The 20339-nt window shown below is 60.7% G+C and carries 18 protein-coding genes; 9 read left to right on the plus strand and 9 right to left on the minus strand.

What is annotated here, in order from left to right; translation table 11 throughout:
- Positions 1 to 131: 131 nt before the first annotated feature.
- Positions 132 to 1586, plus strand: coding sequence for a tRNA uracil 4-sulfurtransferase ThiI (gene thiI, locus BBI10_RS18835; RefSeq protein ID WP_065991052.1), 1455 nt, complete (start codon positions 132 to 134; stop codon positions 1584 to 1586).
- A gap of 140 nt (positions 1587 to 1726) precedes the next feature.
- Complete coding sequence (gene typA, locus BBI10_RS18840) at positions 1727 to 3547, plus strand: translational GTPase TypA (protein WP_065991054.1); 1821 nt, start codon at positions 1727 to 1729, stop codon at positions 3545 to 3547.
- A 207-nt stretch (positions 3548 to 3754) separates the two neighbouring features.
- Here the strand turns inward: typA and BBI10_RS18845 are convergent, their stop codons facing one another.
- From BBI10_RS18845 to BBI10_RS18855, 3 genes are all read right to left on the minus strand, one after another.
- Positions 3755 to 4210 (minus strand): YkgJ family cysteine cluster protein, encoded by a 456-nt coding sequence (locus tag BBI10_RS18845; RefSeq protein ID WP_065991059.1) that lies wholly within the window; start codon positions 4208 to 4210, stop codon positions 3755 to 3757.
- A 121-nt stretch (positions 4211 to 4331) separates the two neighbouring features.
- The gene (locus tag BBI10_RS18850) at positions 4332 to 5717 is read right to left on the minus strand and encodes a GTPase/DUF3482 domain-containing protein (RefSeq protein WP_065991061.1); all 1386 of its coding nucleotides are present in this window, start codon (positions 5715 to 5717) and stop codon (positions 4332 to 4334) included.
- Positions 5710 to 7089 (minus strand): DUF2868 domain-containing protein, encoded by a 1380-nt coding sequence (locus tag BBI10_RS18855; RefSeq protein ID WP_065991063.1) that lies wholly within the window; start codon positions 7087 to 7089, stop codon positions 5710 to 5712. The genes BBI10_RS18850 and BBI10_RS18855 overlap by 8 nt, the downstream gene beginning before the upstream one ends.
- Before the next feature lie 132 nt (positions 7090 to 7221).
- On the opposite strand from BBI10_RS18855, the gene BBI10_RS18860 reads away from it, so the two are divergent.
- Together BBI10_RS18860 and BBI10_RS18865 are read left to right on the plus strand one after the other, a co-directional pair.
- Positions 7222 to 7734, plus strand: coding sequence for a dihydrofolate reductase (locus tag BBI10_RS18860; protein ID WP_065991065.1), 513 nt, complete (start codon positions 7222 to 7224; stop codon positions 7732 to 7734).
- Positions 7735 to 7950: 216 nt separating this feature from the next.
- The gene (locus BBI10_RS18865) at positions 7951 to 9006 is read left to right on the plus strand and encodes a phosphorylcholine phosphatase (RefSeq protein ID WP_065991067.1); all 1056 of its coding nucleotides are present in this window, start codon (positions 7951 to 7953) and stop codon (positions 9004 to 9006) included.
- Between the two features lie 44 nt (positions 9007 to 9050).
- Here BBI10_RS18865 and BBI10_RS18870 read toward each other — a convergent pair whose 3' ends face one another.
- Positions 9051 to 10319 (minus strand): DASH family cryptochrome, encoded by a 1269-nt coding sequence (locus BBI10_RS18870; protein WP_065991070.1) that lies wholly within the window; start codon positions 10317 to 10319, stop codon positions 9051 to 9053.
- A 142-nt stretch (positions 10320 to 10461) separates the two neighbouring features.
- On the opposite strand from BBI10_RS18870, the gene BBI10_RS18875 reads away from it, so the two are divergent.
- Positions 10462 to 10926, plus strand: a complete 465-nt coding sequence (locus BBI10_RS18875; RefSeq protein WP_065991072.1) for a DUF3429 domain-containing protein — start codon at positions 10462 to 10464, stop codon at positions 10924 to 10926.
- Between the two features lie 143 nt (positions 10927 to 11069).
- On the opposite strand, the gene ilvD is transcribed toward BBI10_RS18875, so the two are convergent.
- Positions 11070 to 12917 carry a dihydroxy-acid dehydratase gene (ilvD, locus tag BBI10_RS18880; RefSeq protein ID WP_065991074.1) on the minus strand — a complete coding sequence of 616 codons (1848 nt, stop codon included), beginning with the start codon at positions 12915 to 12917 and terminating at the stop codon, positions 11070 to 11072.
- 471 nt (positions 12918 to 13388) lie between these two features.
- Between ilvD and BBI10_RS18885 the strand changes: the two genes are divergently transcribed.
- On the plus strand, positions 13389 to 13847 hold the full coding sequence (locus BBI10_RS18885; protein WP_065991076.1) for an REP-associated tyrosine transposase: 459 nt from the start codon (positions 13389 to 13391) through the stop codon (positions 13845 to 13847).
- Positions 13848 to 14094: 247 nt separating this feature from the next.
- Here the strand turns inward: BBI10_RS18885 and BBI10_RS18890 are convergent, their stop codons facing one another.
- On the minus strand, positions 14095 to 15291 hold the full coding sequence (locus BBI10_RS18890) for a class I SAM-dependent rRNA methyltransferase (RefSeq protein ID WP_065991078.1): 1197 nt from the start codon (positions 15289 to 15291) through the stop codon (positions 14095 to 14097).
- A 167-nt stretch (positions 15292 to 15458) separates the two neighbouring features.
- Between BBI10_RS18890 and BBI10_RS18895 the strand changes: the two genes are divergently transcribed.
- From BBI10_RS18895 to BBI10_RS18905, 3 genes are all read left to right on the plus strand, one after another.
- A complete protein-coding gene (locus tag BBI10_RS18895; protein ID WP_065991080.1) occupies positions 15459 to 16325 on the plus strand; it encodes an HDOD domain-containing protein in 867 nt (288 codons plus the stop codon).
- Between the two features lie 36 nt (positions 16326 to 16361).
- The gene (gene mutM, locus BBI10_RS18900; RefSeq protein ID WP_065991082.1) at positions 16362 to 17174 is read left to right on the plus strand and encodes a bifunctional DNA-formamidopyrimidine glycosylase/DNA-(apurinic or apyrimidinic site) lyase; all 813 of its coding nucleotides are present in this window, start codon (positions 16362 to 16364) and stop codon (positions 17172 to 17174) included.
- 176 nt (positions 17175 to 17350) lie between these two features.
- Positions 17351 to 17686 (plus strand): multidrug transporter, encoded by a 336-nt coding sequence (locus BBI10_RS18905; RefSeq protein ID WP_065991088.1) that lies wholly within the window; start codon positions 17351 to 17353, stop codon positions 17684 to 17686.
- Here the strand turns inward: BBI10_RS18905 and ggt are convergent.
- The 3 genes from ggt to coaD all read right to left on the minus strand — a co-directional run bounded on the left by ggt (position 17668) and on the right by coaD (position 20321).
- Positions 17668 to 19410: a gamma-glutamyltransferase gene (gene ggt, locus BBI10_RS18910; RefSeq protein WP_410930346.1), complete on the minus strand. Its 1743-nt coding sequence runs from the start codon at positions 19408 to 19410 to the stop codon at positions 17668 to 17670. The genes BBI10_RS18905 and ggt overlap by 19 nt on opposite strands.
- Positions 19411 to 19490: 80 nt before the next feature.
- Entirely contained in the window at positions 19491 to 19742 is a 252-nt protein-coding gene (locus tag BBI10_RS18915; RefSeq protein ID WP_065991092.1) for a YfhL family 4Fe-4S dicluster ferredoxin, read from the minus strand.
- Between the two features lie 99 nt (positions 19743 to 19841).
- The gene (gene coaD, locus BBI10_RS18920) at positions 19842 to 20321 is read right to left on the minus strand and encodes a pantetheine-phosphate adenylyltransferase (protein ID WP_065991094.1); all 480 of its coding nucleotides are present in this window, start codon (positions 20319 to 20321) and stop codon (positions 19842 to 19844) included.
- Between the last annotated feature and the right edge of the window lie 18 nt (positions 20322 to 20339).

The following is a 20339-nucleotide window of genomic DNA, read 5'->3' on the forward strand; positions in this document are numbered from 1 at the left end:
TGCCAAGTAATTGTATACAGGGCCGTTTTGGTGCGTGGACGATTGACTGTACGATAACTGGTTAAACCTTGAGCAATTTCCGCTATAATCCGCGCCCCCCTTTTTCGACCGGGACCTAGCGCGCTGTTTTCATGAAATTAATCGTCAAAGTCTTCCCAGAAATCACTATCAAAAGCCGGCCTGTGCGCAAGCGCTTCATCAAACAGCTGGCCAAGAACATCCGCACGGTACTCCGCGATCTGGACCCGGCGTTGGTGGTGGATGGCGTGTGGGACAACCTTGAGGTCGAAACCAGGGTCGAGGATGCCAAAGTGCTGCGCGAGATGACCGAGCGGCTGAGCTGCATGCCCGGCATCACGCACTTTCTGCAGGTTGACCAGTATCCGCTGGGCGACATGGAAGACATCTATGAGAAGTGCAAGCTGCACTTCGGCGATGCGATCCCCGGCAAGATATTCGGGGTGCGCTGCAAGCGAGCGGGTCATCACGACTTCAGCTCCATGGACGTCGAGAAGTACGTCGGCAGCAAGCTGCGCCGTGAATGCAACGCCGCCGGCATCTCGCTGAAGGCCCCGGAAGTCGAAGTCAGAATCGAAATCCGCGACCAGCGCCTGTTCGTGATTCACAGCCAGCACAACGGCATGGGCGGTTATCCGCTGGGTTCGCTTGAGCAGACCCTGATCCTGATGTCCGGTGGTTTTGACTCCACCGTGGCCGCGTACCAGATCATGCGTCGTGGCCTGATGAGCCATTTCTGCTTCTTCAACCTGGGCGGACGTGCCCACGAGCTGGGCGTGATGGAAGTCGCGCACTTCATCTGGAAGAAGTACGGCAGCTCCCAGCGCGTGCTGTTTGTCAGCGTACCGTTCGAGGAAGTTCTGGGAGAAATTCTCGGAAAAGTCGATAACAGTCATATGGGCGTAGTATTGAAGCGTATGATGTTGCGCGCCGCGACGAACATTGCCGACCGGCTGGAAATCGACGCGCTGGTCACCGGCGAGGCGATTTCCCAGGTGTCCAGCCAGACGCTGCCCAACCTGTCGGTCATTGATTGCGTGACGGAGAAGCTGGTCTTGCGGCCGCTGATCGCCAGTCACAAGCAGGACATCATTGACCTGGCCGATCAGATCGGCACCGGCGATTTTGCCCGGCACATGCCCGAATACTGCGGGGTGATTTCGGTGAACCCGAAGACCGCTGCCAAGCGCAACCGGGTCGAGCACGAAGAAAAATCGTTCGACATGGCCGTGCTCGAGCGTGCGCTTGAAAACGCTCGTCTGGTACCGATCGATCGCGTGATCGAGGAATTGGGCCAGGACGTTCAGATTGAAGAAGTTGGTCAGGCGCTGGCCGGGCAAGTGGTCATCGACATCCGTCACCCGGATGACGCTGAAGACCGCCCGCTGGCGCTGACTGGCGTTGAAGTACAAACGCTGCCGTTCTTTGCATTGAACAGCCGTTTCAAGGAACTGGATGATACGCGCCAGTACCTGCTCTATTGCGACAAAGGCGTCATGAGTCGCCTGCATGCTCATCATCTGCTCAGTGAGGGGCATGCCAATGTGCGCGTTTATCGACCGAGCTAAGTGCCCGGGGCTGTTTGCCTGTGGCTTGCGTCACCGGCCCCCCGACACCAGTCGTCAGCCGTAACGGCTTTCGCCGGCTCCACCGTTCATAGCTGCCTACAATCAGACAGCTGACCGAATCCTCTGATCGAGATACACAAGTGATCGAAAATCTACGCAACATCGCCATCATTGCTCACGTTGACCACGGTAAAACTACCCTCGTCGACAAGCTTCTGCGCCAGTCCGGCACCCTTGAGCGCAACGAGCTCAACGACGAACGCGTGATGGACTCCAACGACCAGGAAAAAGAACGCGGTATTACCATTCTCGCGAAGAACACCGCGATCAACTGGAATGGCTACCACATCAACATCGTTGACACCCCGGGCCACGCCGACTTCGGCGGTGAAGTAGAGCGCGTGATGTCGATGGTTGACTCCGTTCTGCTGCTGGTCGACGCCCAAGACGGCCCTATGCCGCAAACGCGTTTCGTGACCAAGAAGGCTTTCGAAGCCGGCCTGCGTCCAATCGTCTGCATCAACAAGGTTGACCGTCCAGGCGCGCGTCCGGACTGGGTTCTGGACCAGATCTTCGACCTGTTCGACAACCTCGGTGCTACCGAAGAACAGCTGGACTTCAAAGTCGTCTACGCCTCGGCCCTGAACGGTATTGCCGGTCTGGATCACACCGACATGGCTGAAGACATGACCCCGCTGTACCAGTCGATCGTCGACAACGTCCCTGCGCCAAAGGTTGACCGTGACGGTCCGTTCCAGATGCAGATCTCGGCACTGGACTACAACAGCTTCCTGGGCGTCATCGGTGTTGGCCGTATCGCTCGTGGCCGCGTCAAGCCAAACACTCCGGTTGTTGCGATCGGTGCCGACGGCAAGCGCCGCAACGGCCGTATCCTGAAGCTGATGGGTCACCACGGTCTGCACCGCATCGACGTCGAAGAAGCTGCTGCTGGCGACATCGTTTGCATCAGCGGTATGGAATCGCTGTTCATCTCCGACACTCTGTGCCACCCGGACACAGTGGAAGCGATGAAGCCGCTGACCGTTGACGAACCCACCGTTTCGATGACCTTCCAGGTCAACGACTCGCCGTTCTGCGGTAAAGAAGGCAAGTTCGTGACGTCCCGTAACATCAAGGAGCGTCTGGACAAGGAGCTGCTGTACAACGTTGCTCTGCGCGTTGAAGAAGGCGACTCGGCTGACAAGTTCAAGGTCTCCGGCCGTGGTGAGCTGCACTTGTCGGTACTGATCGAAACCATGCGTCGCGAAGGCTTCGAAATGGGTGTCGGTCGTCCTGAAGTGATCATCCGTCAGGTAGACGGCGTGAAGCAGGAACCGTTTGAAAACGTGACCATTGATACCCCGGAAGAATCCCAGGGCAAGGTCATGGAAGAGATGGGTCTGCGTAAGGGCGACCTGACCAACATGGTGCCGGATGGCAAAGGCCGTGTGCGTCTGGAATACAACATCCCTGCTCGTGGCCTGATTGGTTTCCGTAACCAGTTCCTGACCCTGACCAACGGTGCTGGCATCCTGACCTCGATCTTTGACCGCTACGACACCATGAAGTCCGGCGACATGTCCGGTCGTCAGAACGGCGTTCTGGTATCGGTTGAGACCGGCAAGGCACTGACCTATTCCCTGGAAACCCTGCAGGCGCGCGGCAAGCTGTTCGTCGAGCACGGTCAGGAGATCTACAACGGTCAGATCGTTGGCTTGAACAGCCGCGATAACGACATGGGCGTGAACCCAACCAAAGGCAAGAAGCTCGACAACATGCGTGCTTCGGGCAAAGACGAAACCATCGCTCTGGTTCCACCTGTTCGCTTCACCCTGGAACAGGCTCTGGAATTCATCCAGGACGACGAGCTGTGCGAAGTCACCCCTAAGTCGATCCGTCTTCGCAAGAAGATCCTCGACGAAGGCGAGCGTACCCGTGCTGCCAAGAAAGCCAAGGCGTAACTAGCCCCGGCTGAACGAAAACGCCCCCGGTCGAAAGGCCGGGGGCGTTTTTGTTTGTCTGCGTTTTGGTTTGGCCGGTGTCGATGCTGTGAGGGCGATGTCGCTCAATCCGGCGTCTTCCCGGCTAAAGCCGGTCCCACTAAGGTCTGCGCGCCTTTGGTAGGACCGGCTTCAGCCGGGAAGGCGTACGCGAGCACTATAGAAGGCTTAGAACTTCAACGGCACCCGACCGGAGTTCGAGTTCAGCGTACCGGTAGCTTCGCGCACGACTTCTTTCGGTTTATAGGCGCAATAACCCGGGCGCGGGCCGATCTTCGGGTGGTTGCGGCAAGTGTCGGGGCGTTTGTCATAGATGGTGCACAGCCGGCTCTTGCGATCCAGGTACAGGCAATCGTTGTTGCTCATGCGCTGGAGGGTGAAGATCCCGGACTTCTGATTGAAGCGCTCGACGATCCCGTCCTTCTGCAAGCGTTTGGCGATGTTCTTCGGGTTATCGCCCTGTTCGAACTCGTCGACGATGCCGATGCGGATCAGGTCCTTGATCTTCACTTCCACAGGGAGCGTGCAGCAACTGGAAACACAGCCTCCGCACATGTAGCTGGAATATTTCTGCCAGGTCTCGATGCGGTCGAGTTCTGCAGCGGCGATCAAGGTGGGTTTCATGCGCGTGTGCTTCCGGGTGTATCGGGCGCGCGATCATACCGGTCCGCGCGCAATTCCCCTATCGCAAAATCGTCGGGGCGACTGTCGGCTGCTGACCGGTAGATCATTGCGGCCGCCCATTTCAGACCAGCACGGTCTTTGCCAAGGCCTCCACTTGCTCCTGCCGCTCGCTCTGGTTCAGCTTTGCGCCAGGATTCAGCGACGACCATTGCGGATGCGCTCGCGCCTTGTGCAGCGCCTCCGGCAGCTTGCCTTCGCGCCAGGTCTTGTCCAGAGGCGCGGTCAGTTTGATACTCTCCATGGCGGCGTGGCCGCGCACTTCCAGCGCTTGCAGCAATTGCCGTTGGCGCAGCGCCAACAGTCGCAGCACGGCATCGTCGACCGTCAGTTCGCGCTGCCCCTTGAATTTGTCCATCAGCCGCCCGCCGTAACTGCGCGCTGTTTGCAGAGCGCCGCCGGCAATCGCGCCGACCAGTGCCGCCGCACCCAGCGTGATGCCGCCCACCAGCAAGTCCACGCCTGCACCTGCCGCCGCGCCCGCAGCAATACCGCCACCCACGCGTACGCCCAGCAATTTCAGGGTTTCGGGATTGAACAGGTCATCCCCCCAGCGGCCATCCATCAACGGCAAATCGCTGGCCGAGGCATCTTCTCGACGAAACGCGTAGAGCTTGAGCAGCGACTCGACGCAACGTTGTTCGCGCTGGCGCACGGCTTTGCGCAGATCGTCGATGGCGGCCTGTACCTGACCGGAATCCGTCGCAACACTTCGGCGGCAGGCAGCGCAGTCCAGCAACAGCTCGGAGATCAGCCTGGCGGCGCTCTGCTTGCGAGCCTCACGCTGGGCCTGCTGATCTGCGATGAGACGCTCCAGTCTGCCGCGGGAGGTTTCCAGCAGCAGGGCCAGGCTTTCATACAGACGGCGTTCGCCATCTTCGGGCGGTGCAACGCTGTCAAAACGCACCAGCGCGTGCAGGCCGAGACGCGCCAGCGCTTCACGCCAGTCCGGTTCGCGCTGCTGCGCACTGCTGACAAAATTGAGCACGGGCAGCAACGGCTTGCCGCAACTGGCAAGCACGGCCAGCTCGTCGCGGTACTTGGCAAGCACCGGCTCTCGCGCGTCAATCACGTACAGGCCGGCGTCGGAGGCGAGTAGCTGACGAAGCACTTTGGCCTCCTGTTCAAAACGCTGGCGCGCCTCGCTGCCTTCCAGAAAGCGCCCGAGCCGCGCCGGGCCGTCGAGCCGTTCGCCGGGTCGGTCCAGCCGCTCGAGGTAATCAAGCAGGGCGATGGCGTCTTCCAGGCCGGGCGTGTCGTACAGCTCCAGCAGCGCTTCGCCATCCACCGACAACCGCGCGCCTTCGACGTGCCGGGTGGTGCTCGGGCGGTGGGAGACTTCGCCGAAGCCGACGTCGCGGGTGAGCGTGCGCAACAGTGAGGTTTTGCCGACGTTGGTGTGGCCGACCACGGCCAGTTTCAACGGGCGAATTGCGTCCTTGTCAGTCATGCCCGCTCTCCAGCCAGGTCATCGGCGCACTGTCGGTCCAGTGCAGTTCAAGCTGCTGCAGCGCCGTGTGCCAATCCTCCAGTCGGTCGGCGTCCAGCGCCTGTCCGGTGGGGGCCGGCAACAGCCAGATGCGCGTCGCGGTGGCGCAGCGAGCCAACTCGGCAATCAACGCCAGGCTGCCGCGATCCGGCGAGCGACGTGGATCGCAGGCGATGGCAAGACGCGCAGGCGGGTAGCGTGTCAGTTGGTCGAGCAGTGTGCGCCTTGACTCACGGGAGTCGAGAATGCCGGCGTTGACCACGCTGTCGGGCAGCTCGGGCGGCCACGGCTGCTGATTGTCCAGCTCGATGGCGACCAGCAGCGCGCCCTGGCTTTCGCTCGCTGACGGACCGGTGACCACGGTGTGAAGCTCGGGAGGCGCGGCATCGTTGATGCCCAGCCGTTCGCTGCTGGGCATCAAGCGCTCGCGCAGCTCGACGAAACCGGGATGGCTCAGATCCAGTGACAACCCTCGTCGACCCACGCGCCAACGCAGGTAACACAGCATCGTCAGCAGCAAGCGCGGCACAATACCGAACACCACCAGCACGCCGACCAGCCATCCAGCCCAGGCCTGACGGGCGTTTTCGATGGCGAGCGCGTTATCACCGCTGGCGCGGATCATCGACTCGGTGGGGACGCTGAAACCGAGAAGCGAGGGGATTGCTCCCAGGCCTCGGGTCAGGCTGACAAAGGTGTCGCTGCCCAGAATGGTGGTTTCCCAGACGAAGCCGTAGCGCCGCGTCGCCATCAGTAACAGCAGCAGCGTCAGGGCGCTGACCAAGGCGAGCAGCCACAAGCCGTTGACGCAGATACCCAGCACCCAGCGGTTCAGGCGCTTGCGTTGCAGCAGCAATATCAACGCCGGCGCGAGCTGCGCCGCCTGGGCATCGCGCGCCAGTTTCTCGCTTAGCCACAGCCAGAGGCGACCGAGGCCGGCGGTACTTTCCCCGACGAAGAGCACGCCGATGGCCCAACTCAACAGCAGAATCAGGTTAAGCCCGAGCAGGCTGCCGAGCGCCCAGAACACATTGACGGGCGTCTGGCCGTCGCCCAAGGCAGCGAACGCCAGTCCGGCGCCGCTGACCACCGCGAACACCGCCAGCACGATCAACGCCAGGCGCGCGCCTTGTTTCCAGTGATGCAGCGCCTTGAGCATGCCGTCGCGTTCGGCGAGCCACAGGGCGCGGTGTTTGATCCGGGTTTGCAGGTCGCTCGCCGAGGCGCGTGCGCGGCGGTTGGCTTCTTCGTCTTCGAGCGCGCCGGCGTGTTCTTCACGCAGGCGCACGGCTTCGGTCAGCCAGAGTTCATCAAGGGGAGTCAGTGCAGTCACGCGGCGTCTCGTCGGTAAAGTCGTGGTTGAGCATAACCGGTGTGGCTGCGATCGCGCAGCGAACGGGTATCGGTGCTTGGACCGCGTGGCGAGCGAATGTGCTGGGGCAGGGCGCTCTGATATCCTCGCGCCATGAAAAAACATCTCCCCCTGAGCTTGATCGCCGCACTCGCTGAAAACCGGGTGATCGGCGTCGACAATTCCATGCCCTGGCACTTGCCGGGTGATTTCAAATATTTCAAGGCGACCACGCTGGGCAAGCCGATCATCATGGGTCGCAAGACTTGGGATTCGCTCGGTCGTCCGCTGCCGGGGCGGTTGAATCTGGTGGTCACGCGCCAACAGGATTTGCAGCTTGAGGGCGCCGAGGTCTTCACCTCTCTGGAAGCGGCGGTGCACCGCGCGGAAGAGTGGGCGGCCGAGCAGGGCGTCAGTGAAGTGATGCTGATCGGCGGCGCCCAGCTTTACGGCCAGGCCCTTGAGCACGCTGACCGCCTGTACCTCACCCGCGTGGCGCTGAGTCCTGAAGGAGACGCGTGGTTTCCGGAATTCGATCTGGCGCAGTGGAAACTGGTTTCCGACACGCCAAACCCGGCACTGGATGACAAGCCTGCGTACAGTTTCGAGGTTTGGGAGCGGGCCTGATATCGCTATCGCGAGCAAGCTCACTCCTACAGGGGAATGCGGTCAACTGTGGGAGTGAGCAGCCCAGCGCTGTCACAAAAATGTCGTTTTCATGTCATCTGTCGTGAATGGCGATCGGGGTGACGCCATCAGAACAGACGTTGTCGCTGACGCATCCAAACAGTCATGGCTTTTTGTTAGGGTCCTCCTCGAACCAAAAAAGGGGAGGGGATCACCATGAAATTCGTACCAACATTATTGGCCACCGCGCTGTGTCTGGGTCTGGCCGGACAGGCACTCGCCACCGAACTGACCCACTGGCCTGCGCCTGCCGCCAAGCAGCTCAACGCCATGATTGCGGCAAACGCCAACAAAGGTAATTTCGCCGTTTTCGACATGGACAACACCAGCTACCGCTACGACCTGGAAGAGTCGCTGCTGCCGTTCATGGAAAACAAGGGGCTGATCACCCGCGACACACTCGATCCTTCCCTCAAGCTCATCCCGTTCAAGGACACCGCTGACCACAAGGAAAGCCTGTTCAGCTACTACTACCGGCTTTGCGAAATCGACGACATGGTCTGCTATCCGTGGGTCGCGCAAGTGTTTTCCGGCTTCACCCTCAAAGAGCTCAAAGGCTACGTCGACGAGTTGATGGCCTCTGGCAAACCCGTGCCGAGCACCTATTACGAAGGCGATGAGGTCAAGACCATCGAGGTGCCGCCGCCCAAGGTCTTCACCGGTCAGGCCGAGCTGTACAACAAGCTGATGGAAAACGGCATCGAGGTCTATGTGATGACCGCGGCCTCCGAAGAGTTGGTGCGCATGGTCGCTGCGGATCCCAAGTACGGCTACAACGTCAAGCCGCAGAACGTTATCGGCGTGACCACGCTGCTGAAGAACCGCGAGACCGGCGAACTGACCACCGCCCGCAAGCAGATCACCGCCGGCAAATACGACGAAAAGGCTAACCTCGGTCTTGAGCTGACGCCTTACCTGTGGACCCCGGCGACCTGGATGGCCGGCAAGCAGGCAGCGATTCTGACCTACATCGATCAGTGGAAAAAACCGGTGCTGGTGGGCGGCGACACCCCCACCAGCGATGGCTACATGCTGTTCCACAGCGTCGACGTCAGCAAAGGCGGCGTTCATCTGTGGATCAACCGAAAGGACAAGTACATGACCCAGCTCAACGGCATGATGAAGACCAACGCCGAGGCTCAGGCCAAAGAGGGCTTGCCGGTCACGGCGGACAAGAACTGGGTGATCGTCAAGCCGGACGAGATTCAGTAAGCCGTCTCATTGCGCGGCGCGGCGATTTGCCGTGTCGCACTTTTTCAGGCCCATAACCTGCGGTATGCGCCGTCGGCATCATGTTCGTCGGCCTGCTTCACGGTGTGGAAGCGCCGACCGCCCCTCGGGTCCGTTCCGTAGCCGGCGATGTACAGCCAATTGCCCTGATTGCTGTAAACGTCGTAATCCACCAGCTGCGCCTCGAACCACGCGGCCCCGGCGCGCCAATCACCCTTTAGATCGAAGATCAGGTAACTGGCGACGATCTGGCGCATGCGGTTGGACAGATAGCCCGTCGCTGCCAATTCCCGCATACCCGCGTCAATCAACGCCTCTCCGGTTTCACCCCGACACCAGCGCGCAAACCCCTGTGGATTGTGGCCCGGTTCGCTGGTCCCTTTCAGGCCGCTGGCGCGATAGAGAAGCCGGCCGTATTTCAGATGCAGCAAGCGAAAGTAATCGCGCCACAGCAACTCGAAGTAGATCCAGTACGTACTGTCATTGGCGCCATGTTCGGACTCAAAAGCCTTCAGCGCCTGATCGACCTGCGGCGCTGAAAGCGAACCGCGTGCAAGCCAGGGCGAAAACTTGGTGGAGTCGTCCACAGCGCTCAAGTTGTTGCGGGTGGCTTTATAGCTGTCCGCCAGGCCCCGGCGAAAATACTGCTGCAGATGCTCGATGGCCGCGTGCTCGCCGCCGTGAAATGCTTGCTGTTGGTAAGGAAACGCCGAGCGGGAGTCCGGAACCGCAGACGTTTGCAGCGTGACCGGTTCAATCCTCACACCTTGCGGCAGCGCTGGAATTGTCGCTGGCGACGGTATGGCGGGGCGGGCAGAAGCGTGGGCCTTTTCCACAAGACGCCGAAAGCTGCTGAATACGTCGGGCAGCTGCTCGACCGCCATTGGCAATTCATCCAGCGTAAACAGCGTCGATTGCCAGTGATCCTCCACGGTCAGTCCCGCCGCGCGGAGGGCTTGCACCTGTGCTTCCTCTTCCGGCGCCGCGATGCGTTCGCAGATGATCGTATCGATGCCCAGCTCGTGGGCCAGGGCGACGAGGCGTTCAACGGACTCACCCTCAATCTGCATCAGCGCGTTGCCTCGTGCGCTCAGCTGCCCGGCCAGTGCGCTGACCGCGGTCTGTTCGAAATACTGGCGGTGGGCGCCGATGCGCTCGAATCCCCATGGCGTGGACGCCGCCACGGGTGTGCAGTAAACCGGCAGCAGCGTGTGGGCAAGTTCGCATGCGTGGGTGAATGCGGGGTTGTCGGCAAGCCGAAGGTCCTGACGGAACCAATAGATCAACGTATTCATGTGAAGGTCTCAGCGCCCAGGGATCGAGGCCTTGATCAGTGGGTGACAGGACGTGGTCCTTTTTCCGGTCGAGCAAGAGAAGCTAAACAGCATTGCACTTTTGAGCCATAGTCTTTCAAGTAAATGACTGAAAGGGGCTCAAATGAAAGCGTTGTCGCTGTCTTCGTCGCCAAGGTACGTGGCGCTGCTGGGTTATGGTGGTTTGCTGCCGTTCGTTGGGCTGCTGTTGCTGATCCTGTTTGCAGTCGACTACCGAGCTTTCTTGACGCACGCGCTGCTCGCTTACGGAGCGGTGATCCTGAGTTTTGTGGGCGCGCTGCATTGGGGATTCGCCATGACCCTGCAAGGCTTGAATGCCGACCAGTGTCGCGAGCGGTTCATCTGGAGTGTCATCCCGGCGCTGATCGCCTGGCCCGCACTGTTATTGCCGGCACCGTTGGGGCTGTTGCTGCTGATTTTCGGTTTCGTCACGCACTACTGGCAGGACCGGCGTCTGGTGAAAACCACAACACTGCCCGACTGGTATTTGCCGATGCGCCTGCGTTTAACGTTGGTCGCCAGTCTTTGCCTGCTGCTGGGAGCGATCACTGTAGCCGTTGGCTCCTGAAACCGCCGGTGTCCGGATCTGTTGGAGGCTAATTGAAGGTTCGGCCGGGTGTTCGACCCGTGTCCGAGCCTTACCTCCTCCAAGCGGTTGGCAGGCAAAAAAACACCCCGACATGCGGGGTGTTTTCCAGTGCGGGTTGATGCTTACGGCATCAGCTTGTCGAGCATCGCCTTGTCACGCACAGCACCCTTGTCGGCGCTGGTCGCCAGCAGGGCGTAGGCCTTGAGGGCGGTGGTCACTTTGCGAGGGCGTGACTCAACGGGTTTCCAGCCTTTCTTTTCCTGCTCGGCGCGACGTTCGGCCATTTCCGCGTCGTCGATCAACAGATTGATCGAGCGATTCGGAATATCGATCAGTACTTTGTCGCCGTCACGGACCAGACCGATCGCGCCACCTGCTGCGGCTTCAGGAGACGCATGGCCGATGGACAGGCCAGAGGTCCCGCCCGAGAAACGCCCGTCGGTCAGCAGCGCACAGTCTTTGCCCAGACCTTTGGATTTCAGATACGACGTCGGGTACAGCATTTCCTGCATACCCGGGCCGCCTTTCGGACCTTCGTAACGGATGATCACGATGTCGCCGGCCTTCACTTCGTCCGCCAGAATGCCGCGAACAGCGCTGTCCTGACTTTCGAAGATCTTGGCGTTGCCTTCGAACACGTGAATCGACTCGTCCACGCCAGCGGTTTTCACCACGCAGCCGTCCAGCGCGATATTGCCGTACAGCACGGCCAGGCCACCTTCCTGGGAGTAGGCGTGCTCGACACTGCGGATGCAGCCGTTCTCGCGGTCGTCGTCCAGGGTTTCCCAACGGGTCGACTGGCTGAAGGCCGTCTGGGTCGGAATGCCCGCAGGGCCCGCTTTGAAGAATTGGTGCACTGCTTCGTCGTCAGTCTGGGTGATGTCCCACTTGGCGATGGCTTCTTCCATGGATTTGCTGTGCACGGTCGGCAAGTCGGTGTGCAGCAGGCCGCCACGGGCCAGCGAGCCGAGGATGCTGAAGATGCCGCCGGCGCGGTGGACGTCTTCCATGTGGTACTTCTGGATGTTCGGCGCGACTTTGCACAGCTGCGGCACGCGGCGCGACAGGCGATCAATGTCGCGCAAGTCGAACGGAATCTCGGCTTCCTGGGCAGCGGCCAGCAAATGCAGGATGGTGTTGGTCGAACCGCCCATGGCGATGTCGAGGGTCATCGCGTTCTCGAACGCCTTGAAGTTGGCGATGTTACGCGGCAGCACCGACTCGTCGTTGTCTTTGTAGTAGGTTTTGCACAGGTCGACGATGGTGCGCCCGGCCTGCAGGAACAGCTGTTCGCGGTCCGAGTGGGTCGCCAGCGTGGAGCCGTTGCCCGGCAGCGCGAGGCCCAGTGCTTCAGTCAGGCAGTTCATCGAGTTGGCGGTGAACATCCCGGAGCACGAACCGCACGTCGGGCAGGCGCTGCGCTCGTATTCAGCGACTTTTTCGTCGGACGCGGTGGAGTCGGCAGCGATGACCATGGCGTCGACCAGGTCCAGGCCGTGGCTGGCGAGCTTGGTCTTGCCGGCTTCCATCGGACCGCCGGAGACGAAGATCACCGGGATGTTCAGGCGCAACGAAGCCATCAGCATGCCGGGGGTGATCTTGTCGCAGTTGGAGATGCAGACGATTGCATCGGCGCAGTGGGCGTTGACCATGTATTCGACGGAGTCGGCGATGATCTCGCGGCTGGGCAACGAATACAGCATGCCGTCATGGCCCATGGCGATGCCGTCATCCACCGCGATGGTGTTGAATTCCTTGGCGACGCCGCCTGCTCTTTCGATCTCGCGCGCCACCAGCTGACCCATGTCCTTCAAGTGGACGTGGCCCGGAACGAACTGGGTAAACGAGTTGGCGATGGCGATGATCGGCTTCTTGAAATCGTCGTCCTTCATGCCCGTGGCACGCCACAAGGCGCGCGCGCCGGCCATATTGCGGCCGTGGGTGGACGTTTTTGAACGGTAATCAGGCATTGGAGCACTCCGGCTAATCGGCTGAATGAGGAAGGGAGTGAGCTTCTAGTGACGTCGTGTGCAAAAGGCAGTGACCGGATGCAGCGAAGAAACCGAACGATACGGGATCACCGTACGCCCAGCCTGAGCTCATAAACCCGCCGGGGATGACTGGCGATGAATAGCGCTGATTCTACACCTGTGGGGGCGGGAGGGAATGGCGGGAAGTGGGGCTGCGGACTCATCGGTCTGATTGCCAAATGGGTCGGTGGGGGATCCGACCTCAATCGCGAGCAAGCTCACTCCTACAAAGATGCCCCCTGATTCGAGCGATCAATGGTCCCGGCACGAATGCAAAGTTCGGCGCGGAACCACTGTAGGAGTGAGCTTGCTCGCGATAAGGATCTTGCAGACACATCCGGAATCTCTGTTTGGCGTCTACCCCTCAGGCACTGTTCTAGCCTTCCTGGTAATCACCAACGGGAGCGACTAATGCCGGAATTACCGCGTGGAAGATATCTAAGGAGCGGGAGATTTTCGGAGTCGGGACGGATTTACCTCGTCACGTCGGTCACCCATAACCGGGAGCAGGTTTTCAGCGACTGGAAGCTTGGACGATTGGTTGTGAACGAGTTCCGCGCCGCTCAGTCCTCGGGGGCGGCAGATTCGTTAGCGTGGGTCATCATGCCCGACCACATCCACTGGCTGCTTGAACTGACGGGAGGTGAACTCACTCGGATTTTACAGGGAGTGAAATCGCGAAGCGCTCGCGCAATCAATCAGTCGCGAGGAACGCACCGGCAAGTCTGGCAGAGGGGTTTTCACGACAGAGCATTACGACGGGAGGACGATCTTTTGATGATGGCCAGATACATTGTCGCCAATCCGTTGAGGGCTGGATTGGTCAAACGGGTCGGAGATTATCCGCTGTGGGACGCGAGTTGGTTTTGAAGCAGAATCGCGAGCAAGCTCACTCCTACAGGTACTGTGCATCGCCTGTAGGAGTGAGCTTGCTCGCGATCTGTTGCGAAGCGACAGTCATCCTGCAATCGCATTCACTCAGACATGTCCCTGTCGTCTGATTTGCTGCCGGTTCCCGGCAGATCGCGGGACAAGCCACGCTCCTACAGGTTCTGCAGATGGCCTGTAGGAGTGGGCGGCTCGTTACGTCACGCTATCAGCCATCAGCCATCAGCCATCAGCTGTTCGGCAACAACCGGCAGGTGATGCTTTTGATGTAGCGCGTTTCGGGGATTGCAGGGTGGACCGGGTGGTCCGGGCCCTGGCCGCCGCGCTCGAGCAGCTGGATGTTGCGGTCCAGATGGCGGGCACTGGTCAGGAGGATGTTTTGCAGGTCATCTTCCGGCAGGTGCATCGAGCAGGAAGCGCTGACCAGAATGCCGTCCTTGCTGAGCAGGCGCATGGCTTGCTCGTTCAGGCGGCGGTAGGCGCCTTCGCCGTTCTTCATGTCTTTCTTGCGTTTGATGAACGCGGGCGGGTCGGCAATGATCACGTCGAAACGCTCTTCAGCCGCTTTCAGTTCCTTCAGCGCCTCAAACACGTCGCCTTCGATGCAGGTGACCTTTTCCGCGAAGCCGTTCAGTGCGGCGTTACGCTCCACACCGTCCAGCGCGAAGGCTGACGCGTCGACGCAGAAGACTTCGCTGGCGCCGAAAGCACCGGCCTGGATGCCCCAGCCGCCGATGTAACTGAACAGGTCCAGTACACGCTTGCCCTTGGCGTACGGTGCCAGGCGCGCGCGGTTCATGCGGTGGTCGTAGAACCAGCCCGTCTTCTGGCCTTCCATCACCGGCGCTTCAAACTTCACGCCGTTCTCTTCCAGCGCGACCCACTCCGGCACCAGGCCGAACGCGGTTTCAACGTAGCGGTTCAGCCCTTCGGCGTCGCGCGCGGCGGAGTCGTTCTTGAGCAGAATGCCCCTCGGCTTGATCACTTGAATCAGCGCGGCGAGCACGTCGTCCTTGAGCTGCTCCATGGCTGCTGACGCCAGCTGCACCACCAGAATGTCGCCGAAGCGATCCACCACCAAACCTGGCAACAGGTCGGAGTCGCCGTAGACCAGACGATAAAACGGCTTGTCGAACAGACGCTCGCGCAGCGACAGGCAGACGTTCAGGCGATGAACCAGCAGCGACTTGTCCAGTGGCAGCTTGATGTCGCGGGACAGCAAACGTGCGCAAATCAGGTTTTGCGGGCTCATTGCGACGATGCCCAGCGGCTTGCCGCCCGCAGCTTCCAGAATGGCTTGAGCGCCCGGAGCAAAGCCGTTGAGCGGGGTGGCAGCGACGTCGATTTCGTTGCTGTAGACCCACAAATGACCGTTGCGCAAACGGCGATCGGCGTTGGGCTTGAGGCGCAAGCTAGGCAGGGACATGACGTCGCTCCGGAAAAAAGAGCGGGAGTATAGCGCGTGAACCCGCTGACGGGCGCGCCGTGGTCGATTACCGTCTGGCTGTCCGTCGGATCCGTTGGATCGTCATCCAGTTGTCGACCCGTGGCCGCGAGGGGTTAGAATCGTGGCCTGACCCCGAGTGTGAAGTTATGTCCCAAGAGCTTACGTCCGAGCAGATCCAGCAGGCGTTACAAGGCATCAGCGTTCCGCCCCAGCCGCAAATCATGGTGGATTTGCAGATGGAGCAGTACATGCCTGACCCTGACTTGGGTGCCATCGCCCGGTTGATCGCCCAGGATCCGGGGCTCTCCGGCGCGCTGCTGAAAATCGTCAATTCCAGCCATTACGGACTGACCAACAAAATCGCCTCGATCCAACGGGCGGTGAACCTGCTCGGCAGCCGCTCGGTCATCAACCTGATCAACGCACAGTCGATCAAGGGCGAGATGAGCGATGAAACCATCGTCGTGCTCAACCGTTTCTGGGACACCGCCCAGGACGTCGCAATGACCAGTCTGACGATCGCCAAGCGCATCGGCTCGCAAACGGTCGACGAATCCTACGCACTGGGCCTGTTTCATGACTGCGGCGTGCCGCTGATGATCAAGCGTTTCCCCGACTACATGAGCGTGCTCGAAGAGGCGTATTCCAACACCACCGCCGAGCGTCGGGTGGTCGACACCGAGAACCGGCTGCTGAACACCAACCACGCCGTTGTCGGTTATTTCACCGCCAAGTCCTGGCGTTTGCCTGAACATGTCAGCAATGCGATCGCCAATCACCATAATGCGCTGGCGATTTTCAAGGACGACTCGGGTCGCAACGCGCCACTGAAAAACATGCTGGCCGTGCTGAAGATGGCCGAGCATGTCTGCGAATCCCACCGTGTATTGGGCAACGAGCCCGTCGACCACGAGTGGAACAGCATTGGTCCTCTGGTTCTCGATTACGTTGGCTTGTCCGACTACGACTTCGAAAACCTCAAGGAAAGTATTCGCGAGCTGAGCGCGCACTGACCCTGCGCCTGACCTTGCCCTTCATCGAGCTGCCGCATGCCTGAATTACCTGAAGTCGAAACCACCCGCCGGGGCATTGCGCCGCATCTGGTGGGCCAGCGCGTGAGCCGCGTGATTGTGCGTGATCGTCGGCTGCGCTGGCCGATCCCCGAAGACCTTGACGTGCGCCTGTCAGGTCAGAAAATCGTGGCTGTCGAGCGTCGTGCCAAGTATTTGCTGATCCAGGCGGAGGTCGGCACGTTGATCAGCCACCTCGGCATGTCGGGTAATCTGCGCCTGGTGGACGCCGGTCTGCCGCCGCTCAAGCACGAGCACGTCGACATCGAATTCGAGTCCGGCCTGGCCTTGCGCTACACCGACCCTCGGCGTTTCGGCGCCATGCTCTGGAGCCTCGACCCGCTTAACCATGAATTGCTCGCGCGCCTTGGGCCGGAACCGCTGACCGAGGTGTTCGACGGGCTGCGTCTGTTCGAGCTGTCCCGTGGCCGGGCAATGGCGGTCAAGCCGTTCATCATGGACAACGCGATCGTCGTGGGCGTCGGCAACATCTATGCAACCGAGGCCCTGTTTGCCGCCGGCATTGATCCGCGCCGCGCCGCCGGGAGCGTGTCCAAGGCACGCTATATAAAGCTGGCGATTGAAATCAAACGCATCCTGGCCGCCGCCATCGAACGGGGCGGTACCACGCTGCGTGATTTCATCGGCGGGGACGGCCAGCCCGGTTACTTCCAGCAGGAACTGTTCGCCTACGGACGCGGCGAGGAACCGTGCAAGGTGTGCGGGACCACGCTGCGAGAAGTGAAGCTGGGTCAGCGGGCGAGTGTTTATTGCCCCAAGTGCCAGAAGTAGTTCCAGACAGCAGCAGAGCCGTCGGCCTGGATCGCTGACTGCCCCGGATCGCGAGGGTTTATCCGATCCCTCCTACAGGGCGTGTCTTGTCAGTGAGACACGCCGCCTCTTGCGTAAGCCCGCGCCCTGTTTATAGTGAACAGCTTCATATCTGCCTTAGCTTGAAGGACCATGCCATGAGCCCGTTTCGCATGCTTGCTGCCACCCTGGCCGTGTTCTTCGGCTTGCAATTCACGCCTGCGCTGGCTCAGGACGCGACCGGCAGTGGTGACCCCGTCTACGAAATCGAAAGCCCTCCCGCCTACGCGATGATCGGCGACCTGCTGATCGCGCGGCCGATTCTCATTGCTGCCACCATCATCGGCGCCGGGTTGTTCGTGGTTGCACTGCCGTTTACCGCCGCCGGCGGCGGCATTGGCCGAACCGGCAAGGCGCTGGTGGTGGATCCGGGCAAGGCGGCATTCGTCCGCTGCCTGGGTTGCACCGGCGACGGTTATGGCAAGCAGGACTGATCGGCGCAGGCGCGCATCAGCTTCAACGCGTCACCGGGTTTGAAAGTCGTTGATACGCCAATGCCACGCGGGTCACTGGCCGCTTCGACCCTGGCACTGTTCTTGTGCCATAACAGCACCTGCTGATTGCCGAAATCCTTCGCCGTCTCCTTCAGCGCATAACCGCGCTCGCGCAGGTCCGCCAGTTCCTGCTCCGTGAATGTCTCTGGCTCGTACTCCACCACATCCGGCGTGTACTGGTGGTGGTAGCGCGGCGTTGATGCCCAGTTGGCAATCGGCTGCTCGTCCAGATACTGCAGCATCGACAGCAGCACCATGCTGGGGATGCGGCTGCCGCCCGGGGTACCGAAGGCAGCGAGTGATTGCGGGCCTTCGATGAAGCTCGGGCTCATGCTTGAGATCGGTCGCTTGCCTGGCTCGATGGCATTGGCGTGTCCGCCGGCTGAGGCCGAGTTGCCCTGACCTTTGGGGTCTATGGCAAAGTCGTCCATCTCATCGTTGAGGATGATCCCGGTGCCGGGCACGGTAAACGCTGAGCCGAAGGGCAGGTTTAGCGACAGTGTCGCCGTCACGGCGTTGCCTTCGTTGTCCAGTACGGCGAAATGGCTGGTGTTGTCGCCCTCACGCCAGCGCGGCGCGGGGGGCAGGGTGTTATTGGGCGTGGCGCGGTGGGGATCGATGCTGGTGGTCAGCTGCAGCAAGTAGTCGGTGGACAGGAGTTGAGCCACCGGGTTGGGCACGAAGTCCGGGTCGCCCAGCAGCACGCGATCACGATACGCACGGCGAAGCGCCTCGATCACAAAATGCGCCCGCTGAATGTTCTCCGACCCCCGCCACGGCAGCTGTTGCAGCATCGACAGGCTTTGCGCCAGTGCAATGCCACCTGCCGAGGGCGGCGGTGCGCTGATCAGTTCCCGTTGATCGGCCATCTGAAAGCGCAGAGGCGTTCGCGTGATGACTTCATATTCTTCGAAATCATGGTAATTCCAGATACCGCCGGCGCGACGCACCCCGCTGACCATCGCCTGCGCCACCAAGCCACTGTAGAACCCGGCGCGGCCATTATCGGCAAGGCGCCCCAGGGTTTGCGCCAGCTCAGGCTGGGTGATGACGTCACCCAGATTCGGCACGTCGTTGTTGCGCAGGAACAGGCGCGCGCTCTCTTTATTGTTGCGCAACGCGAACAGCCGCCAGCTGGCGCGCTCGCGATAAACGCTGTCCACCTTGAAGCCGCGGTAGGCGACCCGGATGGCGGGCGCCAGCGAGATCGAAAGCGGCAATCGGCCATAGCGTTCGGCGAGTTCGACCAATGCCGCGGGAAGCCCGGGGATCGCGGCCGCCAGTGGTCCGTTAAGGGACAGGTCCGGCTGGAGGATCCCGTTGCGGTGGAACATTTTGGGTTTTGATTTGAGCGGCGCCTTTTCGCGCGCGTCGAGAAACTGATACTGAACGGGGTCGCCGGATTGGCGCAGCAGGAAAAACCCGCCGCCGCCGAGGCCCGACCCGTAAGGTTCAACGACGGCGAGCGTGGCACTGATGGCAATGGCGGCATCGAATGCGTTGCCGCCATCCACCAGGATTTCCCGGCCGGCGGCGGTGGCAATGGGATGCGGGCTGGCGATGGCAGCCTGATCGGGGTGATCGGGGCTGGCCTGGGCCGAAAAAGCGCACAGCAGAAACACTGCGCCTGACAAAACAGGTATCCGTTCCAGCATAGAGATCATGCGTATCTCGCTCAATTCAACGGGCGTTATAAGCCAGTGTCTTCGGCGAAAGCACGTATGCCGACAGGATATGCGTTCGGTTATGCCTTGCTGGTGATCAGGTTGTACTTGGCCATGAGCTCGTCCTTGCTCTCCACATGGTTTTCATCCAGCGGGATGCAATCCACGGGGCAGACTTGCTGGCACTGCGGCTCGTCATAGTGGCCGACGCATTCGGTGCACAGGTTGGGATTGATCACGTAGATCTCTTCACCCTGGGAAATCGCTTCGTTCGGGCACTCGGGTTCGCAGACGTCGCAGTTGATGCAATCGTCGGTGATGATCAGGGACATGGATACTCCTGCCACGGTCGACACCGGGGCATATCAAAACGAATGCGGCGAATTGTGCCGCATTAGCGCTCGGTATGCACCTTACCTCGACGCAAGGCCTCAGGCTTTGAAACGTTCGCTCAGCGCCTGGGCCACGGCGGGGTGGACGAATTTGGTGATATCACCGCCCAGCGCTGCGATTTCCCTGACCAGCGTAGATGAAATGAACGAATAGCGTTCCGACGGCGTAAGAAAAAGACTCTCGATGTCCGGGGCCAGTTGCTTGTTCATGTTGGCGAGCTGAAATTCATACTCGAAATCCGACACCGCACGCAGGCCGCGCAGCAGGATGTTGGCGTTCTGTTCCTGGGCGAAGTGCGCCAGCAGTGTCGAGAATCCTACGACTTCCACGTTGTGCAGGTGCTTGGTCGCTTCGCGGGCGAGCGCAACACGTTGCTCCAGCGGGAACAGGGGGTTTTTCTTGGGGCTGGCGGCGACGGCGATGACCACTTGATCGAACAGGCGCGAGGCGCGCTCGACCAGATCGCCATGACCCTTGGTAATAGGGTCGAAGGTGCCGGGGTACAACACTCGGTTCATCGCGTCGTCCTGGTCGGA

This window comes from Pseudomonas graminis, from assembly GCF_001705435.1.
In the GTDB taxonomy this organism is placed as follows: domain Bacteria; phylum Pseudomonadota; class Gammaproteobacteria; order Pseudomonadales; family Pseudomonadaceae; genus Aquipseudomonas; species Aquipseudomonas graminis_B.